This window comes from Arthrobacter silvisoli, from assembly GCF_003369445.1.
Taxonomy (GTDB): Bacteria; Actinomycetota; Actinomycetes; order Actinomycetales; family Micrococcaceae; genus Arthrobacter; species Arthrobacter silvisoli.
Genome location: NZ_QRCU01000024.1, coordinates 21,432 through 41,675 on the forward strand (window position 1 = coordinate 21,432; position 20,244 = coordinate 41,675).

Consider the following 20,244-nt stretch of genomic DNA (forward strand, 5'->3'; position numbering starts at 1 on the left):
TGGTCCTCGTAGCTGTGTGTCATTACTTCCCGATAAAGCAGTTGATGGAGTTCTCGCCGGCCGGTGAGGCGTTGCCGTCCGAGCGGACGATGATCACCTGGATGCAGGTCCGGCCGCCGGGGCTCTCTGTGATCTCCATCGCGGGGGCCTTCGTGGCGTGGTAGGCGGCGTCGGCCGTGAAGGCGCGCCGCCATTTGTAGGTGTCGCCGTCCTGCGGCTGCGGGTTGGTCCACGTGAAGCGGAGCTTCCCGGCTGCGGTGCGCTTCGCCGCCAGGTTCGCGACGTCCGGCACCACCCCGTTGTCGAGGGCGTCCGCCGGCGGCAAGCTGCGCGTTTCCATCGGTTGTGCCTTCTGGGGCGCGTTGGCGCCCAGGACGATTCCGACGACGATGGCGACAACCAGCACGGCGGCGCCGACGGCGGCGAGCACGAGGTTCCGTTTGCGGTGGTCGGGTGCCGCGGTTTCCCCGCCGTCGCTCTCCTCTTCCAGCTTGGCTGGCCGGTTGACGGTGGCCGCGAGGTCCGCCTCGGAGTGGTGCGAAGCCGGCTGTGCGGTGAAGGCGGGCGGGGTGTAGGCCGGGGCGCTGGATTCCGGCGCGCCCTGTTCCGGAGCGCCGGGCGTCCAGCCGCGCAGGATGGTGGACTCGTTCTGCTCCTCCTGCGGGGTTGCTTGAGGAGTAGCCCGCTGTGCGGCATGTGCGGCCACGTGGGGACTGGCCGGGGGTGCCGGCCGGGAGGCTGCCCGGGGTGCGGGCGGCTGGGTCCTGGTATTCGGGAACGTCCGGGCCGGGAACGTCGGCGAGGTACCGGTGGGCGAGGTGCCGCCGTCGGGATCGATTGCGGCGACGCTGCGGACCCGGGTCTCCTCGAAGTTGTCGTCCGGGTGGACGTCGTCGGAGCCGCCCGGCTCGGCGAGGACTTCGAAGGGTGTCACCGAAAGGTTCAGTTCGGCCTGGATCCGCTGCAGCGCCAGCGCGAAGGCGTGCGCCGAGGAATACCGGGATTCCGGGGCTTTCGCCATGGCGGTGGACAACACCAGCTCCAGGGACTCCGGAACATCGGCCCGCCCGAGCCGCGGCACCGGCGAGTTGGTGATGCGGGAAATCAGTTCGCGCTGCGAGTTGTCCTGGCCGGGCATCACGAAGGGCGAGCGGCCGGCGAGCAGGGTGTAGAGCGTGGCTCCCAGAGCCCAGACGTCCACCGGCACGCCGTCCACCGGGCCGCCCCGGAACTGTTCCGGGGGCGACCACGGGATGGACATGCCGGCGTCGTCGTCCGCGTCGTCACCGATCGTGCCCGAAATGCCGAAGTCGGTCAGTGCCGGCCGGTTGTAGTCGGTCACCAGGATGTTCGCGGGCTTGATGTCGCGGTGCACGATTCCTGCGCGGTGTGCCGTCTCGACGGCGGACGCCACCTGGATGCCCACCGCCAGGACCTCGTCCACGCTGAAGCGCTGGCGGCGGTAGCGCACATCCAGGCTCGGCCGTGAGCAGTACTCCATGGCCAGGTACGAGTGTCCGTCCTCGGTGGTTTCGGCCTCGAAGATGGTCACGATGTACGGGTGCGAGGACAGCTGCGCCATGAGGTTTGCTTCGGATTCGAAGCGACGACGTGCGTCCTCGGTCTTCAGGTCCGAGAGGAGCACCTTCACGGCCACCCGGCGGCGCGGCCGGTCCTGCTCGTAGAGGTAGACGTCTGCAAAACCCCCGGAACCGAGGTGGCTGATGTATTTGTACCCGGGAAGGGGCGGCGGCGGTGCAGGGGGCCGCTTGGAACTCACAGAATCTCCTCGAAACGCAATGAAATGTTGTCGCCCAGCTCGGCGATGTCGCCATCCAGGACGATGGCCATCTCGTTCTGGGCAAGCCGGCGCGGCGCCTGGCCTTCCCGGACCAGGACGGTGCCGTTGGTGGCCTTCAGGTCGCAGAGCATCACGTGCCAACCCTCCAGGCGGACCTCCACGTGCGAACGCGAAATGTCACCGCCGGGGCTCTCCACCTGGACCAGGGCAGGCATGCCGCCACTCTGGACCCGGGATACCGATGGCTGGCGCCCGATGATCAGCGAACGGTCAAGTTCGATGACCTCGCCGCTGGACAGCCGGACCTTGCCCAGGCTCGGCCGTGGGACCTGGACGCCGTCGCCGGACAGCGTGCTCCCGCAGGACGGGCACTGCCCATAGCTGGGCGGATTGGCGTGTCCCTGCGGGCAGACCCGGGCCAGGACGAGCGGGCGCTTCGTACCATCCGGCAGGAGGTCCCCGTTCCCGCCCGCGGACGCCGCCGGAGCCGGGGCAGCCGGAAGGTCCGCCAGGCTGCTCTTCATGACCGTGTGGCCGTCGTGGTCGCTGTCTTCGTTCCCGACGCCGGGCACGAAGGCACCGCGGCCGGGTGCGGGGGGCGCGGGCGGGGTCCACTGTTGCGGGGCCGGGGGCTGCGGAGCCGCAGGCGGCGCGGCCGGGGCGGGGTTTCCCGACAGCCAGGGCACGGAGGAAATCAGGCCACTGGTTTGCGGCGTTGCTGGCTGCGGCGCCGGCGGTTGCGGCGTTGCCGGCTGCGGCGCCGGCGGGTGCGGCGTGCGAAGCTCCGGTGAGGCCGGCTCCGGCACCTGGGGCCGGGCTTCGGGGGCACGGACCGCCGGGGCAGGCTCCTCCTGCTCCTCCTCGTCCGGGTTCACCCGCACGGCGGCGTCCTCGATGTTGCGGATGACGGTCCGCTCCCAGAGGTGGTCGTAGCTACTGGTCTGCTCCAGGTTCGGGACCAGTTGGTCAGTGGTGGCACCGGTGTCCACCCCGACTTCCGCAGCGGGGGCCTCCTCCGCGGCATCCGTACCGTCGTGGAGCTGGCCGGGCGCGATCGTCAGTTCCAGGTCGTCGTGAGCTGCGTCGTCCTGGGCAGCATCATCCTGAGCTGCGTCATCCTGCCCTTCGTCGGCGGGCACTACCTCGAGTTCGGGCAGTGCGTCCCGCATGGGCTCAACCTCGGGCTCGAGCGCGAAGATCGTTTCGACCGAGGCGGGCTGGTCCGTCGTCGGGGGCCCGGCAACGGGCGGAACAACAACGGGAGGAACAGCAACGGTTTCCGCAGGCTTCCCGGCGAGGGGCTCCGGCGACTGCTTTCCAGGTTCCAGCACGGTGGCCCGAACCGCGGGTGCGTCGCCCCCGGTGAGTATGGCCTCCAGGCCGGAGAGCAGCACTACGCCTTCCTGCAAGGGCAGGGAACCCACCCCAGCAGAAGGAGCTCCGGCGACGTCGGCGGCGCCGATCCGCAGGCGGTAGGAAGCGGGCAGCTCCATGCGCCGCTCCGTCCAGGTGGTGACGTCGCGGCCATGGATGGTGTGCGCCGCGGCGTCCGCGGTTTCCAGCTCAAGGTCGCCACGCAGGACAACCCGCAGCGCGTCCTTCGCGTCGACGATGCCGAACGCCGGAATCCGGGTCAGCGACACACCGAAGGCCTCTGTGACCTCGTTCAGGATCTCGTGGATCTCCGGGCTGCGCCCCAGCAAGGTCCACAGGGAGTCCAGGAGCTCCGGTCCGGTGCCGGGGCCGAGCACCACCACGGTGCCGGAACGGACCACGCCGAACCAGTCGCCGGGAACGTAGCTATTCAGCGCCATTGCCACCGGCCCCCCGCCCGTCCCCACCGACCGCTGTACCGCTCGTGCCGCCGTCGCCGGTTGCTTCCGCGGCGGTCACCTCCTGGCGCGGCAGGGTGTCCTCATCCTCGGCCTCGGCCCCCGGCCGGGGCGCTGTGGTGGCCACACCGGCGTCGTTCAGGACGTTCTTGGCGTCCACCACAACCACCGTCACGTTGTCCCGTCCGCCGGACCGCAAGGCAGCCTGGATCAGGGCATCCACGGCGTCCTGGGGGTGGCCCACGGTGCTGAGGATCCGGAAGATGTGCTCGTCCGCGAGCTCACCGGTGAGCCCGTCGGAGCAGACCAGGATCCTGTCCCCTTCATGGATGGGCAGGAGCCAGAAGTCGGCCTCGGTCTCGTCCCCGGTGCCCAAGGCGCGGGTGACGACGTGGCGGCGCGGGTGGACGTTCGCTTCCTCGGACGTGATGCTGCCGGCGTCCACCATTTCCTGGACCTCGGAGTGGTCCACGCTGATCTGCGCGAATTCCCCCTGGCTGAGCAGGTATGTGCGGGAGTCCCCGATGTTCATGACCAGCCAGTACGGCAGTCCCATCTGTTCCACCACCACGACGCCGGACAGCGTGGTCCCGGCCCGGGCGCCGGTGGCACTGCGGATGCGTGAGTCCGCAGCCAGCAGGCAATCCTGCAGCACCGCCGCGGTCGCGGTGCGGGTACCGGTGGCAAGCTGCGGGGAACCGCCCAGCGTGCGGACGCAGAGGCCGCTGGCGATCTCGCCGGCTTCGTGGCCGCCCATGCCGTCGGCCACCGCGAACACGGGATCCGCAGCGATGAACGAGTCCTCGTTGAGTTCGCGGCGGAGGCCACGGTCCGTGCCGTAGCCGTAGCTCAGCCCGAATCCGGACTCGTTGGCGGTCGCAGCTGCGGCTGCGGGCTGTGAATTCATGCCTGTCCTAGGTGGAAGAAACGGTCGCCGAACCGGACGGTTGACCCGGGGCGGACGAAGACGGGCTCGCCGGGAAGCAAGCGGCTTTGCTTGCCGTCCGGAGTGGTGACGGCTGAACCGTTGGTGGAGTTGCGGTCCGTCACCCATACGCCTTCGCCTTCGCGGCGGAGCTGCAGGTGGGTCTTGGAAATCGAGCGCCCGGGGTCGGACACGGAGACCAGGTGCTCCACGGATTCCCCGGCCATGGCGGCGGGGTTGCGTCCGATCAGCAGGGAGGCCCCCACTTCGAAGTCCTGGCCGTCGTCGAGCCGGATCCGGAGCGTCGCCGGGGCGGCGGCCTGGACGCCGGGGCGCAGCTGGGTGCGATCGACGTCATCGTCCGGGTGGACCGGGAGGGACTCCGCAGGGGCGGCTGCTGCCTGGCCCGGACCTGCCTGCACCGGGCCTGCCTGCGCCGCCCGTGGCGGGGCAGAGACCGGCGGCTGCCATAGGTTCGGATTGTGCTGGGGCAACGGGCTCTGCTGTGGCAACGGGTTCTGCGGGGGAACCGGTGCTCCTTGGGGCACGGCGCCCGCCGGGCCTCCCGGCTGCGGGATCTGCAGGGGCCGGCCGGGCTGCTGGACCGTTTGCTGAATGGTGCCCTTGGCGGCGGGCATCGCCACCGGAGACACCACCTGCTTGACCGGAGGCAGGTCCATCGGTGCGAAGTTGTACTCGCCCGCGATGCCGCCGCTCTTCACCGGGTTGCGGCCGGCAGAGACATCGAACACCAGGGCCTTGGACGCCTTGTCGTGCCAGCCCCGCAGCCTGCCCTGCTTGTCCCAGGCGTTCGAGACGACAACCATCACGGCCCACGCGAGCGACAGGACGAGCAGCGGAGCAAGAATGAGCAGGGCGACGCCGAGCCAGCCGAGGGCCAGCACCAAGGCGGCCGCGATGACCGTCAGGATCAGCACACCGCCGGTGATCAAGCCGCGCAGGAAGACGATGCCGCCGCCCGGGGCGTATCCGTCGGCGTCGGTGCTGCGGATGCCCATCAGCCGGTTCCCGATCGTGGCGCCGGTGCGGGCTTCAATGCCGAGCAGCACCATGGTGTACACGAGGGTCAGCCCGACGCCGATGCTGCCCAGGAGGACCAGCAGCCCGGTGTCGTAGACGATGAAGCCGTTGCTGCGCCGCTCCGTGATCCCGGCTGCCCCGACGCCGAAGGCAATGCCGAGGAGGACAGCGGGGCCCAGCCAGTCGAGCACCGCGGCGCCAAGCCGTTTGCCCGTCGACGCCGGAACCAGCTCAGCGTTGTTGTTCATGGTCGCCCCTCCCCCTGGCATGTGCGGCACGCGCTGCCCCGCCGCAGCCGGTCCTGTAGCACCGGGCGGCGTAGGCGCTATGGCGATCCTACCGGCATCGCTTCCGGCCTGGGCGGCGGCCGGATCACGCCTGGCCATCCGGGCATGGCTGATGTTGCGCTCGATCCGGGCACCGCGGTTGCTCAGCGGCGAACCGCACTGGGTACAGAACGACGCACCGGGTTTCACGGGCTGGCGGCAGGCCGGGCACCGTTCTTCGTGGCCGTTCGTCACTGCTGCTGTTCCTTCCGTGCACCGTTATCCGGCCCGGTGCTCTCCATCCCGGTGTTCTCCGGGGAGGTGTTCCTGCGGAACAGGGCACGGAGGCGGTGCGGTTTGAGGTTACCGTCCCGGAGTGCGGTGCGTGTTTCGGCCAGCAGGGAGCGCGGCGAGAACCGCGCCTGCTGGCGTTTCCAAAAGCCCACGTTGGCGGTGATGTCCTTGAGGGAGCCGTCCACGATCTCCCAATACTTGCGGACCTCCTCTTCGCTGGGCTGCCCGGCCCCGAAGATGGCGGCATCGGCGCGGCCGGCGAGCATCGTCGTCGTCGAACTGTTCACCGGGAACGCCTCGGCGATCACCTCGGCCGACTCCCTGCGGGTGGCCTTGCCGTTGATCGCGGCGCCCATGTCGGTCGCGAGGCTGACCACCTCGCTCCATCCGCCGCCGACGCGCTGCGCCGGATGGCCAGTGCCCCAGCGGTTCTTGCGGCGCCGCAGCTTCAGCACCAGGATCAGCACCAGGGGCAGGGCGAGGACCACCAGCGGAATGAGCGCAGTGCCGACCGCGGCCAGCAGCGCGCCCCAGAACAGCCAGGGGTTGTTCTTCTTCTCGTCGGCGTCCAGTGCATCCGGGGTGGAGTCCGGCGGCAGCTCGGCCGGCTCCTGCGGCGGGGGCGGCGGCTGCAGCACCTGCGGCTTGGGCTTGGACTTGGTCTGCGGGTCCGGCGGGATCGGCACGTTGTCTTTGGGCGGAGTGGGGTCGAACGCCACCCAGCCCACGCGGTCGAAGGCCACCTCGACCCAGGCGTGCACGTCCTTGCCCTTGATCGGGATGTCCCCCGCACCGTTTTCCGGGCTCTTCGGATCCGGGTAGAAGCCCATCACCACGCGGGACGGGATGCCCAGATGCCGCAGCATCAGGGACATGGCCACGGAGTACTGTTCGTCGTCGCCGAGCATCTGCTTGGCCGTGAGCAGGCCGCGGATCCGGGCGGCGCTGTGGCCCGGCAGGCTGGGAAGCTGCCCGTCGGCCACCAGGCCGTTACTGAACGCCCCGGACTTCTGGAAGTGGGCTTCGATCTGGCGCACCCTGTCGATCGCCGTGGGCGCGTCGGCCGACAACTCATTGGCCTGCGAGCCGACCACCGGTGGAACCTCTTCGGGTGCCGGCAGCGTCAGCTTGGCGAAGTCGTACTGGGTCAACTGCCCGTGCTCGAGCGTGCCGGGATCGGAAACCCGCACCGTGTAGTTGTCGCCCTGGCTGAGGCCCTTGGTGGTCACCGCCGTGTCCGTGCCTGCGTTGAAGTAGAGACCGGACGCGGCCTGCGAGCCGTTGGCGAAGCTGATGCCGGTGGTGTGGCGGCCGCCGGGCACGAAGTAGCCCTGGTAGTCCCCCACCGTGATGTCCAGCGTATAGTCGCTCCCGCCGGCGGTTTCCTCAGGCTGGCTGTTCAGCGCGCGGGAATCGCCCACTTTGTTGAAGCTGCCCGAGCCGTTGGGGTCCATGTTGTAGTTCAGGCCGTTGAAGGAGTCCAGGGCGGCCAGGCGCACCCGGCCGTCCTTGGGCAGGCCCTTGACCGTGAAGAGCGTGTCGTCCTTCTTGTCCTTGACGAATTCCCGGAAACTGGCCAGCGGCGTGATGTAGTCACGCGGATCGAACGGCGGGACGATGCTGTTGCGCAGCACCTTGCGGTCGTCGGTGGCCGTGATGAGCGGCGAGGCGACGGCGGTGATCCCGACGGCGGCCACGATCACCACTGCTGCCATCCCCAGACGGCGCAAGCGCCCGCGCTGTGCCACCCGGGCGTCGGCCTCGGGACGGTTCGCGGACACCCTGCGGGTGTCGTTGCGGCGCAGCACGTCGCGCCGGAAGCTTGCCCAGGCAATGGCGCCGATGGCGACGCCCACACCGCGTTCGACGTTGAGGAACGCCGCGCTGGTGCTGAACAGAATGCCGGTGACGAACAGCGCCATCACAGGCAGCAGCGGCCAGTACGGGCTTTTCAGCCGCCAGGCGAGCAAACCGGCCGCCACAGCGCAGATCAGTGCGCTGAGGAAGGGCACGATCAGCATTCCGCCCGCAGTGCCCACCGGGACGCCGACCGTCAGCATGTCCTTCCAGGCGAACACCACGCCCAGCAGCAAGGTACGCAGGGACTCGAGGCTCGGGAGCACGGTAGCTATGGCGGAGTCCGGCACCGCCAGGACCGTGCCCAGGATCATGTAGGCCCCGAAGGCCAGGGCCACGGTGATGAGCAGGCCGAGGCGGTAGTGCGCGTTGGCCGCGGCAAGCGCCAGGCCGATCACGATCCCGCCGAATCCGGCCAGGAGGTAGTGCGGATCGCCGCCGAAGCTCTGGCTGAACCCGAGCACGCCCAGGCCCAGCAGCAGGACCAGGGCGCCGGCGTCGAGCGCGGAATGCCACAGCGGACGGCCGTCCGCGAAGGACGATTGGACGGGCTGCTTCCTCGAGGCGCGGCGCGGGCGGGAGGTCTGGGCGGAGCTCATGCGGCCGCCTTCCGGAGTACCAGGGCAAGATCGTCAAGATCGCCGACGGTCAGGACGGTCAGGTCTGCGATGTTCGCCCGCGCCGCGGGGGCGCCTGCCTGTACGCGCACGGCCAGGCTGCGCACGCCGGCGGGAACCGATGCGGCCGCGGAACGCAGTTGGGTGGCGGTCACGCCGCTGCCCACGACAAAGAAGACAACGGAGGCGTTCGGTACCGTGTCGGCCAGGGTCCGGGCGAGGTCGACGGCGTTGCGCCGCAGGGGAGCGCCGACGATCCTGGTCATGTCGTCCAGCATGTTGCGGCCGGTTTCGCAGCGCAGCGGCCCCTTCTGCGTCAGCACATCGAGTTCGCGCTGTTCGCGGATGGCCTGCCGGCCGATGGAGGCGGCCACCGAGATGGCGAGCTCGAACTCGGCCTCGGATTCGTACTCGTCCGTGTTGATGGACAGCGAAATGGCCAGGTGGGCGCGCCGGGTCTCTTCGAACTGGCGGACCATCAGCTTGTTGGTGCGGGCCGTGGTTTTCCAGTGGATATGCCTGCGGTCATCCCCTGGAACGTAGTCGCGCAGGGCATGGAAGGACACGTCGGCGCTGGAGAGCTCCGTGGTGGGCATGCCTTCGAGGTCGCGGATGAAACCCGCGGCCGACCCCGCCAGGGCGGTGGTTCTCGGGTGCACGTACAGGTCCACCGGGTCGGTCCACAGGACGCGGCGGCGCAGCAGGTGGAGAGGATCGGCCCGCACCGAGCGGACCGGACCGACCACGATCACGGCACGGCGCGCCGTCGGGATCGTGAAGAGGTCCTCATGCACCTGTGCCGGCTTCATCCGGGGCAGGTGGAACACCGCGGTGTTGCTGCCCACCGGCAGCTCGAGGTCCGCCGGGAGCAGCGGACGGGAGGACGTGTTGGAGACGGCGATGCTGCCGACGGCGTCATCGCCCACCGCTACGCGGGTCCGGGACATGTCGAGCACCACGCCGTAGGCGGAGCGGCCGAGGATGAAAGCCACTGCGAAGAGGAACAGCAGGAAGGCCACCAGCGCTGCCGACCTGGCTTCCTGCCACCCCCAGGACTGGCCGGCGATCCACAGCAGCACGGTGGCAGCCAGCACCACCCAGCCAAGGATGCTGACCACGGACAGCGCCGGCCAGGCGTAGGCGAACCAGAGGCTGCTCATCTTCTTCCAGGACGGGGCGAGCCATTCGGCCAGGGCCTGGGACGCTTCGCGCCAGACGGCTGCCGGGTGCAGCTTCGGCGGGATCCTGCCGGGAAGGGTGTCCGCTGTTGTGCGGGCCCCTCCCCCGAGGGCGCCGAGACGCTCCCCGAGCGGGCCCAGGGAGCGCTTGACGGTTGCAGCAGCCCGTTTCAAGGGTGTGCCGGTAGACATGTTGAGACCTTTGTTTTGCGGAACCGGGAGGGTCAGGCGTTGGCGCGCTGCTGCGGGGCGGCGACGTCGTTCAGGACGCGGTGGAGCACGGCGTCGGCAGTGGCGCCGGAGAACTCGGCCTCCGGGTCCATGACGAAGCGGTGGGTCCAGACGACCCCGGCCAGTTCCTTGATGTCGTCCGGCAGGACAAAGTTGCGTCCCTGCCCGGCCGCCCAGACCTTGGCCGCGCGCACCATGGCCAGCGCGCCGCGGACCGAGACGCCGAGCCTGGTTTCGGGGGCGCTGCGGGTCTCCTCGCACAGGCGCGAAATGTATTCGAGCACCGCCGAATCGATGTGCGTGGTGGCTGCGAGGTCCGCCATGTCGGCCACGGCCTGGGTGGTGATGATCGGGTTGAGGTCGCGCGAACGGTCCTTCAGGTTGCTTCCGCCCAGCAGTTGCACGGTGGAGGCATGGTCCGGGTAGCCGATGGAGGTCTTGATGAGGAAGCGGTCCAGCTGGGCCTCGGGCAGGCGGTATGTGCCGGCCTGTTCGATCGGGTTCTGGGTGGCGAGCACCATGAACGGCCGGCCGGCCTCGTAGGTGGTGCCGTCCACGGTCACCCGGGACTCCTCCATGACTTCCAGGAGCGCGGACTGGGTCTTCGGCGAGGCACGGTTGATTTCGTCGGCCAGGACGATGTTGCTGAAGATCGGGCCCTTGTGGAACTCGAACTTCTGCGTCTTCTGGTCGTAGATGGTCACGCCGGTGACATCCGAAGGCAGCAGGTCCGGGGTGAATTGGATGCGGTTGTGGGAACCCTGGACCGTGGCCGCGAGGGCACGGGCGAGGGAGGTCTTGCCCGTACCAGGGGCATCTTCAAAGAGGACGTGGCCCTCGGCAAGCATGGCCATGAACGTCAGCCGGATGACATGGGACTTGCCCAGCACGGCCTGGCCGACGTTGCCGACCAGCTTCTCAAAGGTGTCCGCAAACCAGGCCGCCTGCTCGCTTGTCATTGTCATGTCGTGGTCCTTCGTTAGGTGTTGCCCGGGCGGCTGTGGTGGTGGCCCCGGCCGGGGTTTTCAGTTCGTGTTTCGAGGTTGTGGTGCCGGGGGCCGGAAGGGTTTCCGGCCCCCGGCACCACAACTAGCAGCGCAGGTTGCCGCTGGTGACATGGACGGTGTCGGCCCGGACCCAGCGTCCTGCGACCTTTCCGCCGCTGACGTGGTACCAGCCGCCGCCGCTGGGGTTCCAGGGGCTGCCGCAACGGTCCACCGCCACGCTCCCGTCGGAGACACTCAGCCATGGCCACGGCGCACCGGGGCCGCCCGGGCTGGCCACGCCATAGCAACGCCTTGGCGGGCCGACCTGGTAGCCGCTGCCGCCGCCGTCGGGCTCGCTGCAGGTGTTCACGTCGGCGCTGTTGACCGCAACCTTGTCCGACGGTGGCGGGGGCGGCGGCGTCGGGTCGTTGCCGGTGGTGGCGTTGGCGCTGCCGATGCCGCCGTTCACCACGGTCACCGCCCGGACCCTGAGCTCATGCTGCTTGTCCCAGCCGCCACCGCCGCGGTCGTAGCGGTTGGCCGTGCCCACATTGATCCACCCTCCGCCGTCGTAGCTGACCTCGAAGTGGTTGAGGGGGCGCCCGTTCATGTTCGGGTTGTTCCAGGTCCAGTGGACATCGCCGTCGCCGGTGGCGGACTTGCCGCCGTTGACGTTCGGGGCGTCCGGCGGGCCATAGGGATTGCCGCTGCCGATGGCCTTGGCGTCGCCGGAGATGTTGGCCTTGATGGAACGCGCCACGATGTTGACGGTGACGTCGGTGCCGTTCGGCTGGCCGCCAATGACCCCTCCGCCGGGCGCAATGGGCCCGGAGCCGTAGGCGGTCCGCCAGCTGTATTCGATCTCGCTCTCCTGCGAACCGTTGCGCTGCGCCGCAGTCAACGGGGTGAAGGTCAGGCGCAACTGTCCGCTGGTGCCGGTGGCCGCCACGGTGCCGCTGTTCACCGTGCCGGGCTTGCCGGCCGCCCGGGTGGGGGCAGACGGCTGGCTGGTTCCGCTGGTTCCGGCCTTGTTGGTGGCGGAAACCCTGAAGGTGTAGTCCGCCTCCGAGTTGTCCACCACGACGTTCTGGGCCGTGCCGCCGACCTTCTGGCTGCTGACCACTGACCCGCCGCGCAGGGTGGTCAGCGTGTAGGCCGAAACCGCGTCACCATTGTTGTCCGGAGCGTTCCAGGTCACCCGGAGCTGACTTTGGCTGCCGACCGGCTGGGCGCTGGCCACGCTCGGAGCCGTCGGCGTCGCGGGCACGCCCGCAGGCACCTTGGCGGCGGAGTACGGGCTCCACTCGGAAGGATCCTTGGCATCATTGCGTGCCAGGACGCGCACCTTGTAGGACACGCCGTTCGTCAGGCCCTTCCACACGTAGGTGGTGGAGGTCAGATTCTGGATCTGCGGATTCTGGCCGGCCGGCGCGGGCGAGATCTCCAGGTCGTAGGACTTGATCGGCGAGCCCTTGCTGGCCGGGGCGGTCCAGGTAACCGTGAGCTGCTTGTCGCCGAACTTCAGGCCGGGTGCCAAGGGGGTATCGGGTTTGACATCGGGGCGCACCTCTGCGGAGGCGGGCGAGGCATCCGACTCGTCAATCGCGTTGGTCGCAGTCACGGTGAAGTGGTACTTGACGTTGTTGGTCAGGCCGTTGAGCGTGCAGGTATTGGCCGGGCAATCCTGCTGGAATCCACCCTCGCCCCGCACCGTGTACTTGGTGATCGGCGAACCACGGTCGGCCGGGGCCGTCCAGGTCAGCAGGGCCGTCTGGTCCCCCACGCTCTGCGCCTGCGGCGTGGCCGGACGCATCGGCTTGTCCTTGACGCTCAGCCGAATGCGCGCAGTGGCCTGCCGGGAGGGGTCGCCCGTCTTGTCCGCCACGGTGTAGGCGACGATCATCGAGCCGGTGAAGCCTGATGACGGCGTGACTGTGACGGAATCACCGTTGGCCACGGCCGACCCTTCGCCTGTCTCCGTAACCGCGCTGACGATCTTCAGCGGCGTGTCCGGGAACGGGTTGGAGTCATTGGCCAGCACCTTGACGGTCACCGGTTTGCCGGCAGCTGCGTTCTCCTCCACGTCGTCGCTCGCCACGGCCTTGGGGCGGTTGGACGCGGTCACGGAGAGCTTGTAGGTAGCGGTCGCTTCCAGCCCGCGCGGGTCTTTGGCCTTGACCTGGACGCTTCCCGTCACTCCGGGCTTTGCTTCCCCCTTGGCGCTCACCCGGAGGGTCCGCCCGTCGATGCCGGCATCGAAACCCAGCGGGCTGTTGCCGACGACCTCATACTTCATGTTCGCCACGTCTTCGCCGTCCGGATCGCTCGTGAGGCGGCCCAGTTCGATGCTCGCGGAATCGTTCTGGGGCACCTCGAGGGAACTGCCGAGCAGGGTCGGAGGGTGGTTGCGGTTGGGATCCGGCAGCACCTTGGTGCGGATGCTCAGCGTGGCCTTCTGGCCGTTCGGGTCATCCGTTCGGGTGCCGTCAGTCACTTCAAAAGTGATGGAGCCGGGGCCCACATAGTCCTTGCCGGCGGTGTACTTGATGGCGGTTCCGTCGTTGGCGATCGGGTCGCCGCCGTCGGCGCCGATCAGCTTGATGCGGTCAGCCTGGCTCAACCGGGGGCTGTGCCCTTCGCGCACCTTCACCCATTCGTTGAGGTCGACGGTGACGGACTGGCCGGCGATGACTTCGACCACTTCGTCCTTGGCGAGGGTGGGAACCTGCTGGCCGATGCCCGGGACCCAGATGATCGCGGTGGACTTCTGTCCGTCCACGTCCTCCACGGTGTAGGGCACCAGTTGCGGGCCGTCGGTCAGCTGGATCACCACGTTGCCGTCGCTGCCGGGCTTCGCGGTTTCCCCTGCGGTGGCGACCTTCAGGTTTTCGCCGACGCCGTCGGGGTCTTCGTCGTTCTTCAGGACCGGCACGTCCACGGCCTTCTTGCCCATGGTCTGGGCCGAGGTGACACGGTCGTCGCGCGCAATCGGTGCCAACAACGGGACGTTGGCTTTGACGTTGACCCGGATCGTGGCACCGGCCGTGGCCCCGCGCTCGTCGACCACCGTGTACCGGACGTTGACGATTCCTTCCTTCGCCGGCGCCGTCAGGAGGATGCGGCCGCTGGCCTTGCTGACGCTGGCCTGGAGGGCGGGATCGGCTTCGATGCCGTCGGCCTTGATGGCGATCCGGTCGCCGTCTGGATCGGAGTCGTTCGCGAGGGCGTCGACGGCGATCTGCCGGCCCGGGCGTACGGAGACGGTGTCGTCCACGGGTGCGGGTTTCTGGTTGTCCTCACCCTGCGGGGCGATGCCCACCGTGACCGTTCCGGAATTCACGGCGCCCTGGCGGTCGATCACCTTGTAGCGGAAGGTGTCCGTTCCCGCTCCGTCGCCCGCGGCCACGAAGTCGATGAAGCTGCTGCCCACCGTCGCAGTGCCCATCCCCGGCGTGCTGTCGATGCCGGTCAGCTGCACGGAGTCGCCGTCGGGATCGATGCCGTCCAGCGGAACCGGGATGCGGACGGTGCCGCCGGCCACCACGCGGGCGGTCAGGTTCTGCGGCTGTGGCCGGGAGTTCTGTGCGCCTTCCAGCGGCAGGATGTGGATGGTCACCGCTGCGGCGCTTTTCTGGCCTTGCGGGTCCACCGCGTTGTAGATGGCGCGCACGGTCTTGGGCACGGAGCCGGCGATGAAGCGCAGCTTGTCCTCGGAGATGAAGGTCTTGCCATCGGCTTCCGGGACGGTCTGCGCCAGGACCGGGTCCACGTGCAACTTCTCGCCCTGCGGGTGGGTGTCGTTGGCCAGGACCGGGACGGTGACGACGTCGTTGACGCGCACGTTTACCTCATCCGGTTTCGGCTGTGGTGCTTCGACGACGGCGGGAGCCGGCACCGGGACCACGGAGACCGTGCCGTTGGCGGACTTGTGCCCGTTGGAGATGGTGTAGCGGAAGATGACCGGCTGCTGGGTGCCCAGCACGTCCGTGACCCGCAGGACGCTGTGGTCGATGACGCTGACGGACACCGAGGCGTCTTCCGGCAGCGTCACCGACTGAAGCACCAGCACGCCGCCGGAGGGGTCGGAGTCGTTGGCCAGCGGGTCCACCAGGACGTTGCCGCCCACGGGCAGCAGCGCGACGTCATGCACGGCCACCGGGTTGCCGGCGTCCTTGCCGGATTCGACGTCCACCCGGATCAGGCCCTGGGTGCTTTGCGGGCCGTTGCTGGCGATGTAAGTCAAGTACACCGGGCCGGGCGTGTTGCTGCGGAACGTGAAGGTCCCGCCGTCCGTCACCGGACCGAGCTCGGCCGGGCCGGCCGCCTCCACGTGGGCCAGGCGCAGCGCACCGCCGTTGGGGTCGACGTCGTTCTTCAGCGGTGCGATCACGAGGTCCTGCCCGACGACGGCGGTCACGTGGTCCGCGTTGACGACCGGCTGCAGCGCTCCCGGCGGCCGGACGTTGATGACCACGCGGCCGGTGGCCGTGGCGCGGCCGTCCCACACCGAGATGGTGACGTTCTTCTTGCCGGCGGTGGCGCCGGAATCCTGGTAAGTGAGCAGGCCGTCGCGGCGGATCTTGACCTGGTCCTGCGGGTTGTCGGCCTTCGCGTCCATCAGGACGAGGTCGTCGCCGTCGGGGTCCATCCAGTCGGTAAGGATGTTCTGGCTGACGGATTTGCCCTGTTCCACGAGCAGCGTCGTGGGGCTGGCGCGCTTGAAAACCGGTGCTTTGTTCTCGTCGGGACCCACCACGTGCAGCGTGATCTTGCCGCCGGCGGACAAGCCCCGGCCGTCCGCGGCGTTGTAGTCGATGACTTCGGTACCGGGCTTGGCGTCGGCGGGAACGGAAATCTGGAACGCCGAACCGCCATAGATGCTTTCGATCGCACCGGACTTGGGCGCGTTGCCGCCGATCGAGGCGGTGAGGACGTCGCCGTCGGGATCGGAGTCGTTGTCCAGCACGCTCATCACGGTGGTCCGGCCCGGGCGGGCGCCGATCTCGTCCGGCTTCGTTTCCGGCGGCCGGTTGGGCTTGGTGCGGTCCGGCAGCACGTTGATGGTGTTCTCGTCCGCGGAATCCTCGTCCTGGTCGTCTGACTGGTTCTTCGGCGGGATGACGTCGTCCCAGTTGTTGACCAGCTGCATGTTCTGGTTGACCATCCAGACGTTGCCGGAGTTCACGTCGTTGAGGACGACCAGGTCACGGTTGACCCGGAAGACGTAGCTTGGGGCGCCGCTGGCCTTGGGCACGTCTGCGGTCTTGTCGTCGGCATCGGACGTGCAGTCGCGGACGTACTTGTTGGCACCGGCCCAGGCCGAGTGCGTGCAGCCGGCCACCTGCACCGGGGCGGCGGGCACGCCCTGGCCGCCGAAGGTCACCACGGCGGCCGTGGAGCCGTCCAGCGGCTGCTTGATGAGGGTCTTCGGGGTGGCGATCGCGACGTAACCGCTCGCCTCGCCGCTCTGCTGCAGCTTGGCTTCGCGGGCGTCCTGGAGCTGGAGCTTGCGCCCGCCCGGCAGGAACAGATTTCCGCGGGCGGCGTCCAGGACCGCCGGCTTGTCGCCGACAACGGCGAGCTGGATGTCGCCGGCGCCCTTGAGCTCATCGATCCTGGTGGTTTCGGAGTCCTTGCGTTCGCCGTTGGCGTCCACCGAGGTGACGGTGATTTCCCCCTTCTGCGGGTCCGCCGTGTAGATCCGGTTGTCCTGCCCGACGGCGGAGACCGCACCGGAAGAGGCGAGCAGCACCGGCTGCGTGCCTTCTTCGTCGAAGCTGTTGATCGTGGACGGCGAAAGGGCCCAGACCCGGCCCTTGACGGGGTCGGTGACGGAAAGCACCTCGGTGCCGAAGCTGACCCTCGAGGAGGACGGGAGCTGCTTGTCCCCGCCCAGCCGCAGGTTCGCCGCGGAGACCTGGTTCACCGTCGAACCCGTGCTGTCGTCGACAAAGACGTCGCTGGAGTTCTGCAGCACGTCGAAGGTGGTGCTGGCGGGCGTGACCGCGCCGTCGAGCACCCGGGATGGATAGTTCAGGCGGCCCACTGCGTTCTTGGTCTTGCTGACCACCCACACGCCGCCGTCGTTCAGTTCGAGTTCCGCGGTCTTGAACCCCGGGTACAGCACAGCGCCCGTCACCAGCAGCGCGGTTGCCGCAGTGAATCCGGTGGTGGCGATGAACTTGTTTCGGCGTTTCCTAAGCCCCAATTTGCCGAATAAAGACGTCACAGCTTCAATTCCCTTGCATCACGGCCGCCCCCAGGCAGCCTCGAACCGAACGGCCTCCGACCGGTGATCATGCGATTCCGCCGTACCCCCATACGGCGGCGGAATTTGTCCCTACGACTATCGCATGGGCGTCCCCCGGTTACCAAGGGAGCCAGATAGCACCGGCGCTCCAGAATAGTCAGGGACTCACGGACGCCGCGATGGGGAAAGGTACCCATCGCGATGGCCGCGGAACAGCGCCTGCTGACGAAAAGCGGATGCCGCCGGGGATAAGTCTATCAATTGGCGGAACTGTGATTTTGGCCGCGGTTTTGACCGTATGACTTCGGGTGCGTGATTTCAGCCGCGAGCGCCGGATTTGCTCAGGACCTGTCAGTCCAGGACGAGCCCCTTGCCCCGGCCCGGCGACAGCAGGACCGGGGTGATTTCGCCGAAGCCGCGGACGTTCTCCGTGGCCTGCGGATCGAGGACGAAACGCTCGTCCTGGCCGAGGGCCGCTGCGGTGGTCTGGTCGACCAGGACCGTGCCGGGTTCGGCCAGGGCCGTCAGGCGCGCGGCAAGGTTGACGGTGGGTCCGTAGATGTCGCCAAGCCTGGAGAGGATGCGGCCCCACACCATCGCCACGCGTGCCTGGGGCAGGATTTCGTCCTCGCTGAAGGCTCGGGACAGGGCGAGCGAGATTTCGGCGCCTGCCGCCGGGGTTTCGGCGATGTAGAGCACTTCGTCGCCGATGGTCTTGACGAGGCGTCCGCCGCCGATGGAGATGATCTCCGCGCATTTGTTCTCGAAACGCTGGACCATTTGCGCCAGGGTCTTTTCATTCATCCGGCGGGACAGGCTCGTGTAGGAGACGAGGTCGGCGAAACCCACGGCACGCGCCAGCGGCAGGGGCGCGTCGTCTTCGTCTCCTTCGCGGCCGGCCTCGCTGGCGCGCAGCCCGGCCTCGGCCCTGACCGCCAGGCGCTGTACGCCGGCATTCATCTGGCGGCGCCATGAATAGACCAGGATCTCTTCCATGGCGTCCAGCAGGCTGGGAAGTTCGCTGACCAGTCGCTTGCGGGCCACGGCATCCGGGATGCCCTGCTGCATCACCATGTCCTCGATCAGGGCCTCGATCTGCCAGACCACCATGCGGTCGGTCATCTGCCCGATCGCCCGGGTCACGGAGATCGCCGCCTCTTCGGTCAGCTTTCCCGCACGCACCAGGTCCAGGATGGTGGACAGCGCGGAGAGGTCCTGGTCCGTGAAGGCAACATCCTCGTCCCCGAAGTTGGGGAAGCCAAGGGCGCGCCACAGCTTGCGGGCAGAGAGCAGGGAGACGCCGGCCGCGGCGGAAACTTCACGACGCCGAAGCTTGCGTTCGCCGCCAAGGAGCCTGGTCTCAAGGACCTTCATCGCGATGCGTTCGGCCGACATTACGCCCGTGGGCGGGGAAGCCTGGACGTCGGGGGCCACGGGGAGAGGCCTGGTGACGGGCTCGTCAAGCGAAGGCTCCGGCAAGGAATCGCTGCCGTCCTCCGGGTTCCAGGGCTGTTCACCACTCATCGTGTCCACCTTCTCTCCTTGCCCAAGTATTTCCGCTGTCGTTCGCCGATACCGGCGGCAGGCCGTCGATGGCCTCAAGGATGAAGTTCCGAAACCGCGCGGCCTCCGGAACATCGGGCATCAGGGTTCCGCCCGGCTGCCCGGTATCCAAGGATATATTCCCCGAACGCAATGTCCGCTGGATCAGGGACTGCCTGAGACCGACGTTACGTACTGCCGCGAGGGAAAGCTGCCAGTCGTGGCGTCGAAGCATTCCGAAACGGGCAATTATCCTCCGGCTCGTGAGGATGTACTGCACCGCGAGCCACTCAAGGTACTTCGGCAGGCAATAGCCCAGGAGCACCACCACGGCGAGGAAAACGCAGGCGAGCACCAGCCACATTGTCCACTCCGCGCCCGTCATCACGGGCACCACCTTGCCCGGCCCGCCCTTGACGATCCAGGCGCAGGCATAGGCGGCGAGCGCAGGGGTGAGGATGAATGCTGCCGCCGGGAAGAACAGCCGGCGCCCCTGTTGCCGGGTCACCACGATCACTTGTTCACCCGGCAGGAGCTGTTTACGCATATCCGCCATCTGTGGGCCGCAGATGCACCACGTCCCCGGCCGTCACGACATGTTCACGGCCCGCGTGGTCCACCACCAACAGGGATCCGTATTCGTCCAGGCGGGAGGCGTGGCCCACCAGTTCATGGTCGCCCGGAAGCTGCGCCCGGACTTCGCGGCCCAACGTCACCAGCACGGCTTCCACCCGCTTGTGCAGGGAAGGCCCGCCCGCCAGCCCGGCGGAGGGATCGCCGTCGGCATTGCAGAAGCTGCGGTAGAGAACCGCGAATCGGGAGAGGTAGTTCTGCAGGATGGCGGTGCGGTCCAGGGTGTGCGAGCCCTCCACGAGGAGGGACGTGGCGGTCGGAACCGGCAGTTCGTCTTCGGCGAGGCTGACGTTCAGCCCCGTGCCGAGCACCACCGCGGGAACCGTACCGTCCCCCATCGGCCCCAGCTGGGCCAGTATTCCGGAGATTTTCCGGCCGCGGACCAGGACGTCGTTGGGCCATTTGATCTCCGCAGGCAGGCCGCAGAATTCCAAGAGCGTTTCACGCAGGGCCAGCGCGGCGAGCAGCGACAGCCATGAGTAGCTCTGGGTGGGCACGGGCAGGCCTTGGGCGTTGACGGGACGCAGCACGATCGACACGGACACCGCGGAATGGTCGGGCGCTTCCCAGTGCCGCTCCAGGCGTCCCCGCCCCGCGGTCTGGTATTCGGCGGTCAGCACGGACATGTCCGGCCACTCCTTGGGTTCCACGGTGACCGCGCGCAGGAGGTCCGCGTTGGTGGAGCCGGTGGTTTCAACGACCTCCAGGCGGGAGATGCCGGAGCTTAAGAGGAAGTCCCCGTTGAGCAGTGCGTCCTTGTCGAGATTTGCCCGTTCCATACTCTGAATCCT

11 protein-coding genes are annotated in these 20,244 nt (G+C 68.4%); all 11 read right to left on the minus strand.

The genetic code is table 11. The features are described from left to right. Positions 1 to 22: 22 nt before the first annotated feature. The 11 genes from DWV11_RS05305 to DWV11_RS05355 all read right to left on the minus strand — a co-directional run bounded on the left by DWV11_RS05305 (position 23) and on the right by DWV11_RS05355 (position 20,232). Positions 23 to 1,780, minus strand: coding sequence for a serine/threonine-protein kinase (locus tag DWV11_RS05305; RefSeq protein ID WP_115787846.1), 1,758 nt, complete (start codon positions 1,778 to 1,780; stop codon positions 23 to 25). Continuing rightward, positions 1,777 to 3,615 carry an FHA domain-containing protein gene (locus tag DWV11_RS05310; RefSeq protein WP_115787847.1) on the minus strand — a complete coding sequence of 613 codons (1,839 nt, stop codon included), beginning with the start codon at positions 3,613 to 3,615 and terminating at the stop codon, positions 1,777 to 1,779. The genes DWV11_RS05305 and DWV11_RS05310 overlap by 4 nt, the downstream gene beginning before the upstream one ends. After that, positions 3,602 to 4,540 carry a PP2C family protein-serine/threonine phosphatase gene (locus DWV11_RS05315; protein WP_115787848.1) on the minus strand — a complete coding sequence of 313 codons (939 nt, stop codon included), beginning with the start codon at positions 4,538 to 4,540 and terminating at the stop codon, positions 3,602 to 3,604. The genes DWV11_RS05310 and DWV11_RS05315 overlap by 14 nt, the downstream gene beginning before the upstream one ends. Continuing rightward, entirely contained in the window at positions 4,537 to 5,847 is a 1,311-nt protein-coding gene (locus DWV11_RS05320) for an RDD family protein (protein WP_245953449.1), read from the minus strand. Before DWV11_RS05320 ends, DWV11_RS05315 begins: the two co-directional genes overlap by 4 nt. 269 nt (positions 5,848 to 6,116) lie before the next feature. Further along, a complete protein-coding gene (locus tag DWV11_RS05325) occupies positions 6,117 to 8,615 on the minus strand; it encodes a transglutaminase TgpA family protein (RefSeq protein WP_115787850.1) in 2,499 nt (832 codons plus the stop codon). Further along, positions 8,612 to 9,793, minus strand: coding sequence for a DUF58 domain-containing protein (locus tag DWV11_RS05330; RefSeq protein WP_425452043.1), 1,182 nt, complete (start codon positions 9,791 to 9,793; stop codon positions 8,612 to 8,614). Before DWV11_RS05330 ends, DWV11_RS05325 begins: the two co-directional genes overlap by 4 nt. A 242-nt stretch (positions 9,794 to 10,035) precedes the next feature. Further along, complete coding sequence (locus DWV11_RS05335) at positions 10,036 to 11,007, minus strand: AAA family ATPase (protein ID WP_115787852.1); 972 nt, start codon at positions 11,005 to 11,007, stop codon at positions 10,036 to 10,038. Positions 11,008 to 11,131: 124 nt separating this feature from the next. After that, positions 11,132 to 17,257, minus strand: coding sequence for an Ig-like domain-containing protein (locus DWV11_RS05340; protein WP_115787853.1), 6,126 nt, complete (start codon positions 17,255 to 17,257; stop codon positions 11,132 to 11,134). 372 nt (positions 17,258 to 17,629) lie between these two features. Further along, entirely contained in the window at positions 17,630 to 18,802 is a 1,173-nt protein-coding gene (locus DWV11_RS05345) for an adenylate/guanylate cyclase domain-containing protein (RefSeq protein ID WP_115787854.1), read from the minus strand. Beyond that, positions 18,792 to 19,367, minus strand: a complete 576-nt coding sequence (locus tag DWV11_RS05350) for a PH domain-containing protein (RefSeq protein ID WP_115787855.1) — start codon at positions 19,365 to 19,367, stop codon at positions 18,792 to 18,794. Before DWV11_RS05350 ends, DWV11_RS05345 begins: the two co-directional genes overlap by 11 nt. Continuing rightward, a complete protein-coding gene (locus tag DWV11_RS05355) occupies positions 19,360 to 20,232 on the minus strand; it encodes a biotin--[acetyl-CoA-carboxylase] ligase (protein ID WP_115787856.1) in 873 nt (290 codons plus the stop codon). Before DWV11_RS05355 ends, DWV11_RS05350 begins: the two co-directional genes overlap by 8 nt. Between the last annotated feature and the right edge of the window lie 12 nt (positions 20,233 to 20,244).